Source organism: Paraburkholderia phenazinium, from assembly GCF_900142845.1.
GTDB classification, from domain to species: domain Bacteria; phylum Pseudomonadota; class Gammaproteobacteria; order Burkholderiales; family Burkholderiaceae; genus Paraburkholderia; species Paraburkholderia phenazinium_A.
Window position 1 is genome coordinate 571,237 of record NZ_FSRU01000002.1, and the last position, 17,246, is coordinate 588,482.

Annotated in this window: 12 protein-coding genes; 7 read left to right on the forward strand and 5 right to left on the reverse strand. The window is 65.4% G+C overall.

Annotated elements, in window-relative coordinates:
* Nucleotides 1–110: 110 nt before the first annotated feature.
* The 3 genes from BUS12_RS19680 to moaE are packed head-to-tail and all read left to right on the forward strand — an operon-like array spanning nucleotide 111 to nucleotide 2,148.
* Nucleotides 111–1,376 (forward strand): molybdopterin molybdotransferase MoeA, encoded by a 1,266-nt coding sequence (locus BUS12_RS19680; protein ID WP_074298483.1) that lies wholly within the window; start codon nucleotides 111–113, stop codon nucleotides 1,374–1,376.
* 27 nt (nucleotides 1,377–1,403) lie between these two features.
* The gene (moaD, locus tag BUS12_RS19685) at nucleotides 1,404–1,661 is read left to right on the forward strand and encodes a molybdopterin converting factor subunit 1 (RefSeq protein WP_074298485.1); all 258 of its coding nucleotides are present in this window, start codon (nucleotides 1,404–1,406) and stop codon (nucleotides 1,659–1,661) included.
* Between the two features lie 10 nt (nucleotides 1,662–1,671).
* Nucleotides 1,672–2,148, forward strand: coding sequence for a molybdopterin synthase catalytic subunit MoaE (gene moaE / locus BUS12_RS19690; RefSeq protein WP_074298487.1), 477 nt, complete (start codon nucleotides 1,672–1,674; stop codon nucleotides 2,146–2,148).
* A gap of 61 nt (nucleotides 2,149–2,209) precedes the next feature.
* Here the strand turns inward: moaE and BUS12_RS19695 are convergent, their stop codons facing one another.
* The gene (locus tag BUS12_RS19695; protein ID WP_074298488.1) at nucleotides 2,210–2,755 is read right to left on the reverse strand and encodes a group III truncated hemoglobin; all 546 of its coding nucleotides are present in this window, start codon (nucleotides 2,753–2,755) and stop codon (nucleotides 2,210–2,212) included.
* 243 nt (nucleotides 2,756–2,998) lie between these two features.
* Between BUS12_RS19695 and BUS12_RS19700 the strand changes: the two genes are divergently transcribed.
* Together BUS12_RS19700 and clpB are read left to right on the forward strand one after the other, a co-directional pair.
* Complete coding sequence (locus tag BUS12_RS19700) at nucleotides 2,999–3,499, forward strand: Rrf2 family transcriptional regulator (RefSeq protein ID WP_074301591.1); 501 nt, start codon at nucleotides 2,999–3,001, stop codon at nucleotides 3,497–3,499.
* 118 nt (nucleotides 3,500–3,617) lie between these two features.
* A complete protein-coding gene (clpB, locus tag BUS12_RS19705) occupies nucleotides 3,618–6,215 on the forward strand; it encodes an ATP-dependent chaperone ClpB (RefSeq protein ID WP_074298489.1) in 2,598 nt (865 codons plus the stop codon).
* Nucleotides 6,216–6,375: 160 nt separating this feature from the next.
* Here the strand turns inward: clpB and BUS12_RS19710 are convergent, their stop codons facing one another.
* The 4 genes from BUS12_RS19710 to BUS12_RS19725 form a co-directional block, all read right to left on the reverse strand.
* A complete protein-coding gene (locus BUS12_RS19710; protein ID WP_074298491.1) occupies nucleotides 6,376–6,807 on the reverse strand; it encodes a YidB family protein in 432 nt (143 codons plus the stop codon).
* Nucleotides 6,808–6,984: 177 nt separating this feature from the next.
* On the reverse strand, nucleotides 6,985–7,608 hold the full coding sequence (locus BUS12_RS19715) for a ComEA family DNA-binding protein (RefSeq protein ID WP_074298494.1): 624 nt from the start codon (nucleotides 7,606–7,608) through the stop codon (nucleotides 6,985–6,987).
* A 175-nt stretch (nucleotides 7,609–7,783) separates the two neighbouring features.
* A complete protein-coding gene (gene pbpC, locus BUS12_RS19720; protein WP_253190256.1) occupies nucleotides 7,784–10,033 on the reverse strand; it encodes a penicillin-binding protein 1C in 2,250 nt (749 codons plus the stop codon).
* A gap of 38 nt (nucleotides 10,034–10,071) precedes the next feature.
* Complete coding sequence (locus BUS12_RS19725) at nucleotides 10,072–16,206, reverse strand: Ig-like domain-containing alpha-2-macroglobulin family protein (RefSeq protein ID WP_074298497.1); 6,135 nt, start codon at nucleotides 16,204–16,206, stop codon at nucleotides 10,072–10,074.
* A 155-nt stretch (nucleotides 16,207–16,361) separates the two neighbouring features.
* On the opposite strand from BUS12_RS19725, the gene BUS12_RS19730 reads away from it, so the two are divergent.
* Entirely contained in the window at nucleotides 16,362–16,820 is a 459-nt protein-coding gene (locus tag BUS12_RS19730; protein ID WP_074298499.1) for a MerR family transcriptional regulator, read from the forward strand.
* Nucleotides 16,772–17,194 (forward strand): carboxymuconolactone decarboxylase family protein, encoded by a 423-nt coding sequence (locus BUS12_RS19735; RefSeq protein ID WP_074298501.1) that lies wholly within the window; start codon nucleotides 16,772–16,774, stop codon nucleotides 17,192–17,194. Before BUS12_RS19730 ends, BUS12_RS19735 begins: the two co-directional genes overlap by 49 nt.
* Nucleotides 17,195–17,246: the final 52 nt, after the last annotated feature.

Consider the following 17,246-nt stretch of genomic DNA (forward strand, 5'->3'; position numbering starts at 1 on the left):
TGACGGGCCGGGTCGCCCCGGCGAAAGCCGCGGACCGCTACAATATTCCTTTCAGTTCAGCGCGTCCCCAACCGATGTCCACGCCTACATCTCCCGCGCCTCGCGCCCCGATGCTTTCGACGGCCGACGCCCTTGCAACGCTGCTCGGCGCCGCCGGCGCCGTGCTCGGCAAGGAAACGCTGCCCACGCTCGAGGCGCTGAACCGCGTGCTGGCCGTCGACGTCGTGTCGCCGCTCGACGTACCGCCCATGCACACCAGCGCCATGGACGGCTACGCGGTGCGGATCGCCGATCTCACCCAGGGCGAGCGCCGCCTGCCGGTCTCGCAGCGCATCCCGGCGGGCCATGCGCCGCAGCCGCTTGCGGCCGGCACGGCGGCGCGCATTTTCACCGGCGCGACAGTGCCGCCCGGCGCCGATGCCATCGTCATGCAGGAGCAGACCGAAGCCGCCGGCGACGCGGTCACGATCCTGCACATGCCGAAAGCGGGCGAGTGGATCACGGCGCAGGGCGCGGACATCCGCAGCGGCGCGGTGATCTTGCCGGCCGGCACACGCCTCACCCCGCAGGCGCTGGGGCTGGCTGCCTCGGTGGGTTGTGCGGAGCTGTCGGTGGTGCGGCGTGTCAAGGTGGCGGTGTTCTTTACCGGCGACGAGCTGACCATGCCGGGCGAGCCGCTCAAGCCCGGCGCCATCTACAACTCGAATCGCTTCACGCTGCGCGGGCTGCTGGAAAAGCTCGGCTGCGAGGTGAGCGACTACGGCATCGTCGCCGACCGGCTCGATGCGACCCGTGCGACCCTGCGCGAGGCGGCGCACGGCCACGACCTGATTCTGACCTGCGGTGGGGTCTCGGTGGGCGAGGAAGACCATGTGAAGCCGGCGGTGGAGGCGGAAGGGCGTCTGTCGATGTGGCAGATCGCCATGAAGCCGGGCAAGCCGCTGGCGTTCGGCGCGGTGCGGCGTGGTGCGGTGGGTGACGTGAGCGACGTGGGTGCTGGCGCAGCGGATACCTCGACCCCCAACACCCCCGCCGAAACCTTCTTCATCGGCCTGCCCGGCAACCCCGTATCCACCTTCGTCACCTTCCTGCTATTCGTCCGTCCATTCCTGCTGCGTCTCGCGGGCGTGCGGACCGTGACGCCGCGTGCGCTGTCGTTGCGCGCCGACTTCACCCAGTCCAAAGGCGACCGGCGCAACGAGTTCCTGCGCGCCCGGGTCAATCCGGCGGGCGGCCTGGATTTGTTCCCGAACCAGAGCTCGGCGGTGCTGACTTCGACGGTATGGGGCGACGGCCTGATCGACAACCCGCCCAATCATGTGATCAGCGCCGGCGAGACCGTGCGCTTCATTCCCTTTTCCGAATTGTTGAACTGACGCCGGCGGCGTCCGGTGGCGACCCAGATGAAGATTCAGCTGAAATATTTTGCGAGCGTGCGTGAAGCACTTGGTACCGCCGACGAAACGGTGGACGTGCCCGACAGCGTGGCCACGGTGGGCGACGTGCGGGTGTGGCTGCGGGTGCGCGGCGGCATCTGGGCGGAGACGCTGGCCGAGGGGCGCGCGCTGCGCATGGCCTGCAACCACGTGATGACCGATGCCGGCACGCGCATCACCGAAGGCTGCGAGGTCGCGTTCTTTCCGCCCGTGACGGGCGGGTGAGGGAGCGGGCATGACGGTTCGCGTCCAGACAGAAGACTTCGACCTCACCGCCGAGGTGGCCGCCTTGCGAGCGCAGAATCCCAAGGTCGGCGCGGTGGCCTGCTTTGTCGGCACCGTGCGCGATCTGAACGACGGCAGCATGGTCGAAACCATGGAGCTCGAGCACTATCCGGGCATGACGGAGAAATCGCTCGCGGCGATCGTCGAGGTTGCGCGCGGACGCTGGCCGGGCATCGAGGTGCTGGTCATCCACCGCGTGGGCAAGCTGTATCCGCTCGACCAGATTGTGCTGGTGGCCACCACCGCGGCGCATCGCGGCGACGCGTTTGCGTCGTGCGAGTTCGTGATGGACTACCTGAAAACCGAGGCGCCGTTCTGGAAAAAGGAAAAGACCGACCAGGGCGAGCGTTGGGTCGATGCACGTGTGACCGACGACGCCGCGCTCGCGCGCTGGGGGATCGGCTCGATTAATACGAAGTCCGAATAAAGCGCCGTGCTTCTTCGGCTAGACGTCGCAGGTATCGCGGCGTTTTAGCCGCGCCGAACCTTCATGGCTCGCTCGAGCGCCCAATGATCTTCGCCGGAAACGGCTCGCCGCGCGCGGCATCGTGCGCCTGCGGATCGCGTTCGCCGCGCTCGCGCCGCGCGGGTGCGATACGGTCGAGCAAATCTCGCTGTTCGGCGGGAATCGTGTAATCCCACCCAAAACGGCTCAATTGCAGACTTTGCGCAATGCGCAAAGCCGGCTCCATGAAGCGGACCGCCGCCGCAGGCTCATAGCGCGACTCCACCGTATCGAGAAAGAGGTAAAGCCAGTGGCTGAAGTGCCTCGGTTCGAGACCCGGCAGCGGCTGATGCGCCTGCTGCACATTGCCGCGATACTGCTTCGCGCCCAGCACGAGACTCGCCCAGAACAGGCACATCTTCGGCAGATGTTCGTCCCAGCGGCCGCCGAGCGTCTGCTCGAAGACAGGACCGAGGATGGCATCGGCTCGCACGCGCTCATAAAACGCATAAACGAGCTCGCGGATATTGGCTTCGGTCGGTTCTGCGTGTCGCGCCGCCGCAGCGGGGGTGGGAGAGAATGGATTCATGCTGTGATCAGGGGCAAATTCAAAGTCGCTAAGTACTGCGAGAAATAATGGCTCACAATCACGTTATTCAGAAAAACAACGCTGTGGTCAGACGATACCATTCAGAATGACGCATATTGACAGAAAGCCCCGAATAACATGCGCCGGCCCCGCATGTTATTGCGAAGAGGCCGGATGGACAACCCTCGCGCCGACACGGTCTTTCAGCGGATCGCCGCCGTCGCTCATTGTGACTTTGCGCTTATGAGACTGACTGACTACACGGATTATTCACTACGCGTCATGCTGTACCTCGCGGTTCGCGACGAGGGGCTGGCGACGATCCAGGATATCTCGGACGCCTACGGTATTTCGAAGAACCACTTGATGAAGGTCGTCCAGCGGCTCGGCGAACTGGGCTGGGTCGAGACGGTGCGCGGCCGCAACGGCGGGCTGCGGCTTTTCGAGCACTCGGGCTCGCTCACGGTCGGCGAAGTGGTGCGCGCCACCGAAAGCGACTTCGCGCTGGTCGGATGCTTTCCGGATGAACGGGGCGCCAACCGGCACTGCGTGATCCAGTCCCAATGCCGCCTGAAAAATGTGCTGGAAGCGGCGCGCCACGCGTTTCTGTCGGAGCTGGATCGCCACACCATCGGCGAGCTGGCCGAACCTCACGGGCCGCTCGCGGCGTTGCTCGGCATGCGGCAGGTGATCCCGATTGCATTGGAGACGTCCGGCGACGGCGGAGCGGCGCCCGTCGATTGACCGAATCAAACCGCTTGTTCGCGTCAATTGTTAAATACTTGCTCCCGCGTGCAAAAAAGCGCTTGAAACCCGCAAAAAACGCCTCATTTTGGTGGTATTCGAAATTGGAGGTCTCTTGATGAGAGTCGACAAACTCACCACTAAATTCCAGGAAGCGTTGGCCGATGCGCAGAGTCTCGCCGTCGGTCGTGACAATCAATACATTGAACCCGTTCACCTGCTCGCGGCGCTCGTCGCGCAACAGGACGGCTCCGCACGCTCGCTGCTGTCGCGCGCCGGCGTGCACGTGCAGGCGCTGCAAACCGCGCTGAACGACGCCATCACCCGTCTGCCGCAGGTCCAGGGCACGGACGGCAACGTCCAGATCGGCCGCGAACTGACCGGCCTGCTGAACCAGGCGGACAAGGAAGCGCAGAAGCTCAACGACACGTTTATCGCGAGCGAGATGTTCCTGCTCGCGGTCGCCGACGACAAGGGCGAAGCCGGGCGCCTCGCGCGCCAGCACGGCCTGTCGCGCAAGTCGCTCGAAGCGGCCATCGCCGCGGTGCGCGGCGGCTCGCAGGTGCATAGCCAGGACGCCGAAAGCCAGCGCGAAGCGCTGAAGAAATACACCGTCGATCTGACCGAGCGCGCGCGCGCGGGCAAGCTCGACCCGGTGATCGGCCGCGACGACGAGATCCGCCGGTCCATCCAGATCCTGCAGCGCCGCACCAAGAACAACCCGGTGTTGATCGGCGAGCCGGGCGTGGGCAAGACGGCCATCGTCGAAGGGCTCGCGCAGCGCATCGTCAACGGCGAAGTGCCGGAGACGCTCAAGGGCAAGCGCGTGCTGTCGCTCGATATGGCGGCGCTGCTGGCCGGCGCCAAGTACCGCGGCGAGTTCGAAGAGCGCCTGAAGGCCGTGCTGAGCGACATCGCCAAGGACGAAGGCCAGACCATCGTCTTTATCGACGAAATTCACACCATGGTCGGCGCGGGCAAGGCCGAAGGGGCGATGGACGCGGGCAACATGCTCAAGCCGGCGCTTTCGCGCGGCGAGCTGCACTGCGTCGGCGCAACCACGCTGGACGAATATCGCAAGTACATCGAAAAGGACGCTGCGCTCGAACGCCGCTTCCAGAAGGTGCTGGTGGACGAGCCGTCGGTCGAGGCGACCATCGCCATCCTGCGCGGCCTGCAGGAAAAATATGAGCTGCATCACGGCGTGGACATCACCGACCCGGCCATCGTCGCGGCGGCGGAACTGTCGCATCGCTACATCACGGACCGTTTCCTGCCGGACAAGGCCATCGACCTGATCGACGAAGCGGCTTCGAAGATCAAGATGGAAATCGATTCGAAGCCCGAAGAGATGGACCGGCTCGATCGCCGCCTGATCCAGTTGAAGATCGAGCGCGAAGCCGTCAAGAAGGAAAAGGACGAAGCGTCGCAGAAGCGCCTGCAATTGATCGAGGAAGAAATCGAACGGCTGAACCGCGAATATTCGGACCTCGAAGAAATCTGGACCGCGGAAAAAGCCGCGGTGCAGGGCAGCGCGCAACTGAAGGAAGAGATCGAGAAGACTCGCGCCGAAATCGTCCGGCTGCAACGCGAAGGCAAGCTGGAGAAGGTCGCGGAGCTGCAGTACGGCAAGCTGCCGGGACTCGAAGCGCAACTGAAGGAAGTGACGAAGGCCGAAGCGAAGGAGCAGAACAATCCGACCCGCCCGCGTCTGTTGCGCACGCAGGTGGGCGCAGAGGAAATCGCCGAAGTCGTGTCGCGTGCCACCGGCATTCCGGTCTCGCGCATGATGCAGGGCGAGCGTGAAAAGCTGCTGCAGATCGAAGACAAGCTGCACGACCGCGTGGTCGGCCAGGACGAAGCGATCGCCGCGGTGGCCGATGCGATCCGCCGCTCGCGCGCGGGGCTGTCGGACCCGAATCGTCCGTATGGCTCGTTCCTGTTCCTCGGCCCGACGGGCGTGGGCAAGACCGAACTGTGCAAGGCGCTGGCGTCGTTCCTGTTCGATTCGGAAGATCATCTGATCCGCATCGACATGAGCGAGTTCATGGAGAAGCACAGCGTCGCGCGGCTGATCGGCGCGCCGCCGGGCTACGTCGGCTATGAGGAAGGCGGTTACCTGACCGAGGCGGTGCGTCGCAAGCCGTACAGCGTGATCCTGCTCGACGAGATCGAGAAGGCCCACCCGGACGTGTTCAACGTGCTGCTGCAGGTGCTCGACGACGGCCGCATGACCGATGGCCAGGGGCGCACCGTGGACTTCAAGAACACGGTGATCGTCATGACCTCGAATCTCGGGTCGCAGGTGATCCAGGCGATGGTCGGCGAACCGCAGGACGCGATCAAGGATGCGGTGTGGGAAGAAGTGAAGCTGCATTTCCGCCCGGAATTCCTCAACCGGATCGACGATGTCGTCGTGTTCCATGCGCTCGATCGCTCGAACATCCAGTCGATTGCGAAGATCCAGCTGCAACGGCTGCATGAGCGGCTGGCGAAGCTCGACATGCAACTGGTCGTCTCGGACGACGCGCTGGAGTTGATCGGCAAGGTCGGCTATGACCCGCTGTTCGGTGCGCGGCCGTTGAAGCGCGCGATCCAGCAGGAGATCGAGAACCCGGTCGCGAAGCTGATCCTGGCCGGCAAGTTCGGTCCGAAGGATGTGATTCCCGTCGAAGTGGAAGACGGCAAGCTGGTGTTCGACCGCGTGGTGCATTAAGCGGTACGGTCTGCAAGGCCGCGGCGGTTGAGCCGCGAACTTGCCCGCCATGCAAAAGGGCAACGAATTTCGATTCGTTGCCCTTTTTATTTGCCTCGGCGTAGGGTGTGGGTCCCGCGGCGTGACTGAAACGGCCGCGCGCGGGACCCACGTTCAAACGTTACGCTTTGCCCTTGCCGAACAGCGACTCCAGACCACCGAGCGCACCGAGCACGCTCGTCGCGTTCAGTTGGCCTTCGGCGGGGACTTCACCGGTGGGCGTGGCGGCATTGACGACATGCGGCAGGATCTGCGACAGCAGTCCCGTGATCTGGTCAGGCTGTACACCGGCCTTGGCCGCGAGGTTGGTGACGGTGTCCGAGCCGAGCACGCTATGCAGCGCGTCCGCCGAGATAGGCTGATTCTCGCCGTTGCTGACCCACGAACTGATGATGTCGCCGGCCCCTTTGTCCTTGAACTGCTGGATCAGGCCGTTCAGGCCGCCCGGCTGGTTGTTGACGAATTCAAGCGCGGTGCTGATCAGGGCTTGCTGGCCGCCGCCGCCTTCAGGCGACTGGCCGAGCAGGGAACCGAAGGTGTCGAGTAGGCTCATGACGGTCTCTCTTGAATGCCGACGTTCCGTAGAGACGCCGGCGGGTGAAAACGCCGCGCGGTTGCGCGGCACCGGTTGGATGGAAAGCAGGGCGTGGCCGATACCGGATGCGCTCGGGTGAAACACGTTAGATGAATCACGTCAGGCGAACAGCTTACCCCGTTCGCCTGACGACAATCAGGCGCCCGAAGCGGCGGCAGCCGATGCCGCCTTGCTCTTCTTCGCCTTTTTCGATTTCGAGGCTTTGCCGCCCGAGGCTTCCGCGGGCGCGCTTGCCGCCGCTGCGGCCGGGGCGGAGGCAGCGGCTGCTTCGGATGCCGCCGCCTTGCTCTTCTTCTTCGACTTCGAAGCCTTGCCGCCCGATGCGGCCGCAGGCGCACTCGCGGCGGCGGTCGCCGGTGCGGGTGTCGCGGCCGGCGTCGTGGTGGCCGCCGTCGTATTCGTCGACGTGGCGACCTGGGTCTTCGTTGCCGGTGTGCTGGTGGCCGTCGTGCTCGACTTCGTGGCCGCCTTGGCGCCGGTCGGCGGGGTAGACGCGCCGTTGATCGTGAGACCGGCTGCTTCGAGGTTCGTCACCGACTTCGTGCCGATGCCTTTCACGCGTGCGGCGAGATCGTCCGCATCCTTGAACGGGCCGTTCTTGGTGCGTTCGTCGATAATCGCTTTCGCATGAACCGGGCCGATGCCCTTGACGGTTTCAAGCGTCGCCTGATCGGCGGAATTGACTTCCACCGCAGAGGCGAAGGTGGCTGACAGCGACAGGGCCAAGGCAACGCAAAGCATAAGCAGCTTCTTCAGCATGGCAAGCACTCCATTGAGGGCACAAAAAGTTAGCCGGGAACGGACGACGCATTCGGTCAGCACGCGCTGCGCTTAAGCATAGGATAAATCGCGCGGCCTTCTGATGAAAACCGCCGATTTATACCGATCGATTCGTGACAAGTAAATCATCGTGGATACTATTTAAAGCTTTTGCCTATTTCGTAGGCCTTTGTGAGGCGATCGGTGCTGCGATGGTGCCAGTGCCAGTGCCAGTGCCAGTGCCGGGCGTGCGGGCTACCGCGCCGCGCACTTCGAAGTGCACTGCATCGGCAACGCTGCCGTCGGCATCCACCAGTTCCAGCAGATGGTGCCCGGGCCACGGCAACCAGGGCACGCGCGACGCGTGGCCGAGCGTCTTGCCGTCTAGACGCCATGTGCTCAAGGTCGACGTTTCGCTCGCGCGTTCGAATGAAATCCGCTGTCGCGAGGCAGGGATGTCGGGGTCGAGCGCGAAGATCGTGCCGTCGGTGGGCGCGCCGATATGCACCGCGCCGCGCGTCGAAACCCGTTGCACGGCCGCGCCGGCATCCGCTGCGAGCGCGACGAGCGGGGTTTGCGTGCCGCGCAGGAACCAGTCGTCACGGGCGGGTTCGATGCCGTTTTCAAACGTGACGCGTGTTTGCATCACACCCGGTGGCGCGGCCGGCGGCGCGCTCGGCAAACGACGGTGCAGATAGCCGACTATCGCAGCCCACACCGGTGCCGCGCCGCTCACGCCGGACACGTCCCACATCGGCGTGCCGTCCGCATTGCCGACCCACACGCCCACCGTATAACGCGAGGTGAAGCCGACCGTCCAGTTATCGCGCATATCTTTGCTGGTGCCCGTTTTGACCGCGGAGAAGAAGGGTGTGGCGAGCGGGCTATCGAAGCCGAAGGTGCGGGTACGCGCGTTGTTGTCCGACAGCACGCTGGTGATGATGAAGCTGACGTCGGCGTTGAAGACGCGCTGCGCCGCCCGGGTTGCGGTGTCGCCGGGTGCCGCCTGGCGACGCGGCAGATCGGCCGTGGATCCGGCGACCCCGCCATTGGCCAGCGCGCGATAGGCGTTAGTCAGCGCAAGCAGGGTGACGTCCGCGCTGCCGAGCGCGAGGCTATAGCCGTAGTAATCGCCGCTTTGCGTGAGCGGCAGACCGAGCGCCGTGAGGGTCTTCGCAAAGCGGTGCGGCGTCACCATCACCAGCGTGCGCACCGCCGGCACGTTCAGCGACGAGCCGAGCGCAGTGCGGACGCTGACCCAGCCCTTGAAGTCCTTGTCGTAATTCTGCGGGATGTAGAGGCCGCCGCCGGCAGCGAGATCGAGCGGCGCGTCGTCGAGCAGGGACACCGTGGTGAGCCGCCGTTCGTCGATGGCCTGCGCATACAGGAACGGCTTGAGCGTCGAGCCGGCCTGGCGTAGCGCGAGTACCGCATCGACGTCGCGGGCGCCGGACAGCGCGCCCGACGAGCCGACCCACGCGCGCACCTCGCCGGTGGTGTTATCGAGCACTACCACGGCGCCATCCTGCACATTGCGCGGATGCGCGCGGGCATTCAGTTCAAGCAGCGTACGGGTGAGGGTGTCGCGTGCGAAACGTTGCAGCCTGGCGTCGAGCGTGGAGCGCACGCGCGTGCCGGCGACCGGATGCACTTCAGCCGCGATGCGCCGCGCGAAATGCGGCGCGAGGCCGTCGTCATCCGGCGTGAGGGAGAGGGTGGCCGGCGCAGGACGGGCGAATGCCAGTTGCACGAAACCGCCGAGGTTCGCGCATTGGCCGGCCGCTTGCATGTCGCGCAGAATCCGGCAGGCGCGTTCGCTGACTTTCGCGTAGGGCGCGTTCGGCGCGCGGATCAGCGCAGCGGCCACCGCCGCTTCGCGGTCGTTGAGTCCCGAAGGCGCCTTGCCGAACAGCGTCATCGAGATGGCCGACAAGCCGATCGTTTCGCCACGGAACGGCACGAGATTCAGATAGGCTTCGAGGATCTGGTCCTTGCGCCAGGAGCGCTCGAGCCACAATGCATTGACGGCCTGGCCGGCCTTCTGCGCGATCGAACGTTGTCCTGAACGTTGTGGGTCGTCGTCGAGCAGGCCGGTCAACTGCATGGTCACGGTCGACGCGCCGCGCGTGCGCGTATTCCACAGATTGGCCCAGGCGGCGCCCGCTGCGCCGCGCCAGTCGACTCCGCTGTGTTCGTAGAAGCGCTTGTCTTCGGAGACGACGATGGCCTGGCGCAACGCGGGCGAGACGTCGGCGAGCGCGACCCAGTCGCCGCGCCGCTCGCTGTGATCGATGCGCGTGCGCTGCAGCGGCTCGCCGTCGCGCGCGAGGAGCACCCAGTCCGAGCTGTGCCAGCGGGCGTGGACCTCGTCGAACGAGGGCAGCGCGAAGGCGCTGAGCGAGGTGCCGAGCAGGCTGATGCAGATCGTTGCGCGGGCGAGCCACGCCGGACAATCCGCACGTCTCACTTCGACACCGCCGGCACAGTACCTGCCGCGGGCACCACCACCAACGGCGCATTCGGCACCGCGCCAAAGGTCGACGGCGCGTAGAGCGCTTCGACACGCGTTGGCGGCAGACCGAACGTGCCGACGTTATTGAGCCGCACCGTGTACTCGACCGAGAATTTCCCCTTCGGCAAATAATCGTAGTAGGCCCGATAACCATCGAAACCGCGTTCGATAAATGCCGGCCACGCGCCACGGTCGGCATTGTCGCCGCTGTTTTCCCCTTGCGTGGCCGCCTCCGAGTCGCGTCCCAGACCCGAGCCGAGAATCGTCGCGCCGGCCGGCACGGGATCGTTGACGACGACCCAGGTCATGTCGGTCTGCGCGTCGATGTCCAGATGCACGCGCACCACATCGCCGCGCGTATAGACGCCTTTCACAGCCGGATCGAGCGCGGTGATCGTCTTGGTGATGCGGTAGCCCGCCGCGAACGGCGTTTTCAACGGCACGGCGGCGAGACTTTCGATGGTCGCCCACGGCTTGCCGGTGCCGTCTTGCGTGAGCGTCAACTGCGCCGCTGCGCCTTGATTCACCGGCGGCCATGGCAGGAGCTGGCTACGGGTGTCCTTCGCCGGCGTGGCGGGTGTCGCCGAACTCGCCGCAGGGGATGCGGCGGCCTGGCTCCACGAGATCGTCTTGTCGAACGTGCCGAGCTGCAGCCGGGTCTGCCCGGCGACCGGCGTGCTTTCGAACACCTGCGAGAAACGCGCGACCGCGAGCGAACCCCACACGTTAGCGGTCGTGGTCTGCCACGCGCCGTTGCGTTGCAGCGCGAGCAGGCCGGCGACGAGGCGTGGCATCTCGTCCTTCCACGCGGGGGCGTCGGCGAAGGTGAGGACGGTGCGAGCGGCGTTGTCTTCAGTGCTGGTCATCAACCACCACAGATCGTCGTCGGCCTCGGTCGAGAACGTGAGGCGCGTGCCCTGATACGTGAGCCGTGCCCGCAGGATCTGTTCGAGCTGCGCGCGCTTGTCGTCGCGCTGCGGGATATCCGCCACGCGCGACAGGATCGCGTAGTAGTCGAGCACGGCCGAAGTCGGCCACTGGTTCGGCGCGATCTCGATCGACTCGAGCATGCCCGGCTGCACCATCCCAAACCGCGACAGCGCCTCGAGCGCTTCGAGCTTGCGCAGATCGAGATCCTTGCGCGGCGCCCAGACATCGCGCTGGATCTTGCCTTGCACAAAGCTCACGAGGCCGGCTTCGAGTTTGCCGCGCACGTCGTCGGGCAGCGCGAAACGCGGATCGAGCTTCGCGGTTTCGTCGCTGGCGGCGAGCAGATACGCGCTCAGTGTCGGGCTGCCGTGACTGCCGCTGTCGTCGCTCGGCGGGAAGTAGTTGGCGAGGCCGTCGCGGTCGAGATAGACCGGCATCTTCGCCACCACCGCCTGCCATTGCGCGGGGTCGTGCAGACCGATCGCCCGCGAGGTTTGCTGTTCGAGGCAGTTGTACGGATAGCGTTCGAACCAGCGACGCACACCGGGCATGCCGTCGGAGAGCTTCGACTGCAACGACACCGCAATGCCGCCGCGCAGCACGCCGGCTTGCGTCGTACTCGCGTCCGGCGGCGCGGCCACCGGCAACGACAGCGTGCCGTCGACCTGTTCAAGCGTGGCCTGTTGCACGGTCACGGGCAGCGCGGCGGTGACGCGCTGGGCGATCTTCAGGGCGTCGCTGGCGTGCGGGCCGCCTTGTTCGGCGGCGGCCACGCTCCACGTGAGCGCGCCGGACGGCCCATCGGCGAGGCCGTCGGGCGTCGTTACGTTCCAGGCGACTTCGCGTGCCGAGTCGGCCGCGAGGTCCACCGTTTGCGCTGCAAGCGCGAGACCCGGCACGTTCGGCGTGACCACCACTTTCATCGCCCGGGCCGTCGTATTGCGCACCGTGAACTGGGCGCGGAAGACATCGCCTTCGCGCACGAGCGGCGGCAAGCCGGAGATCAGTTGCAGATCCTGCGTGCTGCGAATCGACGTGCTGCCGGTGCCGAAGGTGCCCGGACCGACCGCCGCAATCGCGACGATGCGAAAACTCGTCAACGCGTCGTTGAGCGGCACGTCGAGTGAGGCGTCGCCGTTGGCGTCGAGCGTGACGCGCGGATTCCAGAGCAGCAGCGTGTCGAACAGTTCGCGCGTCGCGCTGTGACCGCCGCCGCCTCCGGCCGGCACAGCCTTGCGGCCGAAGTGACGGCGCCCGACGATCTCCATTTGCGCGGTCGATGTTTCGACGCCATAAGCGCGCCGTTCCAGCATGGCGTCGAGCAGGTCCCAGCTTTCGTTCGGCATCAGTTCGAGCAGGGCCTCGTCGACGGCGGCCACGGCGATCTGCGTGCCGGCGGGCGCGGGCTTGCCGCCCGGCATCTGCACGTGCAGCTTGATGTGGGCCTTGCCGCGCACGGTGTAGGACTTCGCGTCCGGCGTGACCGTCACAGCGAGCTTGTGCGCCGCCGTGCCCACCTTGATTTCGGCCATGCCGTAGCGGAACGCCGGCTTCGACAGATCGACGAGCGGCGTGGGCGCTTCGTATTGACGTCCCTCGTACCAGAACGCGCGGGCCCACTCGAGCGGCGCCTTCCAGCCCCAGGTGAAGAACGAATACCACGGCACTTCGTGGACCCGGCCGCGCAGTGCCAGCACCGACACGTACACGTTCGGCCCCCACGCCTCGTTAACCTTCAGTTCGACGGTCGGATCCTTGCCGTCCAGCTGGACGACGTGCGTCTCGAGGATGCCTTCGCGTTCGACCGCGACCAGCGCCGTGGCGAAGCGGAACGGCATGCGCACCTGGAAGCGCGCGGTCTCGCCGGGCTCATACGCTGTCTTCTCGGGCAGCACGTCGATGCGGTCGGTGTTTTCGCCGCCGAACCACAATTCGTCTTCGCGCGTGACCCAGACCGAACTGCTCGCCGTCGACACGTTGCCGTCGCCGTCTTTGGCCGTGACCACGAGGTCGATGTTGCCCGCGTCGCGCAGCTTCGCGTCGCAGGCCAGGAGACCGTGGTCGTCGCTCTTGCCGCTGCACAGCGAGCCGAGGTCTTTGGTCTCGGTGTGGTTGTCGTAGGCATAGAAGCCGCCGACCATGCGCTTTCTCGAACTCGTCGTGATGCGCGCATAGCCGTGCACGTCGAGCGCCACGCCGGCGCGCGGCTTGCCTTGCAGGTCCACGGCAAGGGCCTTGACCGGCACCGTGTTGCCGACCGACACCCATTGCCCCGACTTGATGCCCGCGACTACCGCGGCAGGCCACAGCGTCGCGCCGCCGGAGAGCGTTTGCACCTCGCCGTTCGGATCGGCGAAGGTGGCTTCGAGCGCGAGGCGCTTGGGCGCGTCGACGTGCGGCAGGTTTTTCAGCGTCAAGGCGCCGGAGCCGTTGCGATCGAGCGTCACCGCCTGCTTGTCGGCGATCAGCTTGGCGCCGTCGTCGGCGGATTGCTGGGCGTCGCTGTCGCTGTCTTCGTCGTCCGAGGACGAGGTGTCGTCGCCGGTTTGCGGCGTATAGGGCGTGAAGCTGAAGTCCGGAAACGTGTCCGTGAAGCTGGGCGTCGTGCTCTTGAGCAAGGCGGACACCTGCACCGGCAGGTTCGAGGCCGCGCCGCCCGAGACGTAGTCGATCTGCAGCGCAAGCGGCGCTTCTTTAGCGGCCACCAGCGGATGGGTCTTCTCGTCGCGCACGGCAATCGTGCCTTTGAACACCGGCAAGCGGAATTCTTCTACACGGAAGCTACCCGACTCGTAGCTCATGGACGGCGAGCTGTTGCCGGAGGCGTTGTTGTCGCTATCGTCGGAGGCGTCACTGTCGTCGCCGTCGTTGCCATTGCTGCTACCACCGCTGCCGCTCGCCGCGCCGGAAGACGCCGTTGCGTTCGGATCGCCATCGTCTAGCGTGACGCTGTATTCGCCCAGTTTCGCCGCGACCGGAATCGTGAAGGTCGAATCGGCGCTATGGTCGGCGGCCCATTTGAGCGGCAGATGATAGGTCTGGCCACTGCCGAGATGACGAATCGTGACCCGGGTCGGATACTTTTGCGGATACGCGAAGCCGTGCAAGGTTTCGACGCGGATCAGATGCTTCATCGAGACCGTCTCGCCGGCGCGCAACAGCGTGCGGTCGAAGACGGTATGCGCGCGCACGGTTTGCTCGATGCTGGTGTCGGTGGGCACGTTGAAACGCCAGGCCTCGATGCCGCGGTTCCAGTCCGAGCGCACGAAGGCCATGTCGGAACCGGTCTTCGGATCGTCGACGCGGGCCGAGACGAAGAAGCCTTCGAAACTCCCTTCGCCGCATTCCTTCACAGGGGAGAGTGGCTTGTCGATGGTCAGCACGCCGTGCGCATCCGTTTTGCCCTCGGCGAGCGGGGCGCCGTTGCAGTCGCTCACCTGGATGGCGGCGTTCGGTACCGGCTGACCCTTGTCGAGCGAGGTCACCCACACCACGCTGTTTTCACGCCCTTGCTTGAAGTGCACACCGAGATTGGTGACGAGCACCGCAGTACGCACGTACATGGGTGCTTTCCTGCTGAGTAGCGACGCGCCGAGCGCGGGCGAGGCCAGTTCGATTACGTAGAAGCCCGGTTTCGTCACCGGCACGCCGACCACTTCGAATGGGCGCAGCGCCTTCGGATCTTCCTTCGGCAAGGCGAGGGTTTCGACGCCTCGCTGTCCCGCGAGCAGGGACAGCGAGCGGATGTCGATTTCAGGGTCTTTCTTGTTGTCGTCGCTGGATTCGTCCGGCGAACGCGGCACATACACCGGGTTCTTCGAGCGCTGCAGCAAGCCGGGCATCAGCGAGTCGATACCCGAGCGATTCATCGAATAGCCGTCGAACTGGTCGACGAGGCGCATCCACTTGCGGATGTCGGTGTCCGCATCGACGCGCAGTGTGGTGAACTGCGCGTTGCCCGCATTCAGGCCCGCCACATGCAGATCCGCTTCGACGTTGCGCAGCGTCACCGGCACGAGCGCGGGCATGTCCGGTTCCGCAAAACGTTCGATGATGCCGAACGTCCCCGACGAGAACTTGGCCAACGGCGGCATCGGCGCCGTGGTGGTCTTGAGCGGGAACAGGTCGGTGTTGGTGAGTGCGCGGCCGCTGACGTCCTTCAGGTTCGCGGGGATGTCGATGGTGAGCTCGGCGTGCTCGGGCAGCGGCGCCGCGAATTCCACCGTCGACGTTTCGGAATCCTTGTCATCGGGTTTGAAGGTAGGTGCGATCGTGCCGCCGGGGCCCTTGAGCGTGAGCTTTTCGGCGTCGGTCCGGCTGATCGGCGCGTTGAAGCGCACTTGCACCGGACGCAGCGGCGTACACGGCGCCTTGGCGTTTTCGCGCTCGCAGGAGAAGCTGGCGGCGAAGGGCTCGCGCACTGTGTAGTCGAAGCGGCGCTCGACGTCGTTGGCGAGACCGCTCGGGCCCGCCACGCCTACGCCGTAGACCAGTTGCATCTTGGTGGCGGCAGGCAACGTTTGCTGGCACTGGAGCGTCAGGATGCGAGCGGCATCTTTTTTCAGGCGGAAGTGCTTGAGCAGCGCCGCGCGTGCAGCGTCGTCGAGATTCTTGACGGGGATGCGATTGCCGAGGCCGCTCGATTCGCACCAGACATGCTCGTGCACCGAGGCGTCCGTAGCCGGTCCGTTCAACTGCAGGACGAACGCCTGGTCTTCCTCGATCTCGCCGCTGTCAGGATGAATCTCCTGGACGAATGGGCCACCCGTTTGAAACGCGTAGCGGTGCGGACCCGTGATGGCGTGGCCGGCAAACGATTTCAACCCGTCGTTGAGATCGACCGTGCAACTGAGGCCCGGCGGCAGGTCTGCGGTGAAGTCCCAGGCCCAGGTCTTGTCGTCGATCCAGTGCGCCTCGCCGCCGCTCGCGGCTGCGTCGTTGCAATGCACCTGGGCGGGCGCCGCGGCCGAGGCCGAGCCGAAGGCGATCATCGCTTCGTCGAACTTGACGACCACTTGCCGAACCTGCGCCACCTTGCCTTGCGGCGACACGCTGGTGATGCGTGCTGCATCGGCGCGCCACGACGAGGTAGCCAGCAGGGCGAGCGCTGCTATCGTTGCCCACATCCACGTCCATCTGAGGGTGCCGCTTCGCATCGACCGCGCTCCTGTTCGCTTACAGAATGCTGGCGATTCTACCGGACGATCATCAGTATCCCCAACCTTGTTAAACGTCGGAAAATCCCGATGGTCGATGACAATGCAAATCGCTTGACTTAGAGTGCACTCGAAGTCCTAACCTGAGTTCCGTCATGTCAAAAGCACTCACCATTGGCCAGGTCGCGGCAAGCACCGGCGTCTCTGCACACACGCTGCGCTACTACGAACAGGCCGGCCTGATTCGGGCGGTCGGTCGCACGGAGGCGGGGCATCGTCTCTATGCGCCAGGCGACCTCGACTGGCTGCAGTTCGTGATGCGTCTGAAGGCGACCGGCATGCCGATCGCCGGGATGCAGGCTTTCGCTGCGTTGCGGGCGCAAGGCGAGGCCACGATCGGCGCGCGGCGCGAGATGCTGGCGGCGCATCGCGACACGGTACTCGCGCATATCGCGGAGTTGCAGATCAACCTCGAAGCGATCGTCGACAAGATTGCCTACTACGAGGCGGCTGAGCGCACGGTGACACGACAGGTCGACCCCTCTCAATCAGACAAGGACTCACCATGGAACACGCACAAAACGACCGCTACACCCGGGGCTGGAACAAGCTGAAGGAGATCGACGGGGCCACCGGCGAGAAGGTGATCGCCGCGCTTGCGCCGATCGCCCCGGATTTCGGGCGGCTGCTGATCGAGTTCGGTTTCGGCGATATCTATAGCCGGCCGCAACTGGATCTGCGCTCGCGCGAGATTGCGACAATTGCTTCGCTGGCGACGCTAGGGTGCGCGCAGCCGCAACTGAAGGTGCATATCGAAGCGGCGTTGAATGTCGGCTGCACGCGCGACGAGATCGTCGAGGTGTTCATGCAGATGGCGCTTTACGCAGGCTTTCCGGCGGCCCTGAACGCGTTGTTTGCCGCCCGGGAGGTGTTCGAGCGGCGTGATGTGGAGGAGGCGTGCGGCGAGGCGGCGGGGGAGGCTGCCTAAGGGAGACCATGCGGCAGGAGGCGGCGGAGCAGGGGCGCGGCGAGGTTTGCAG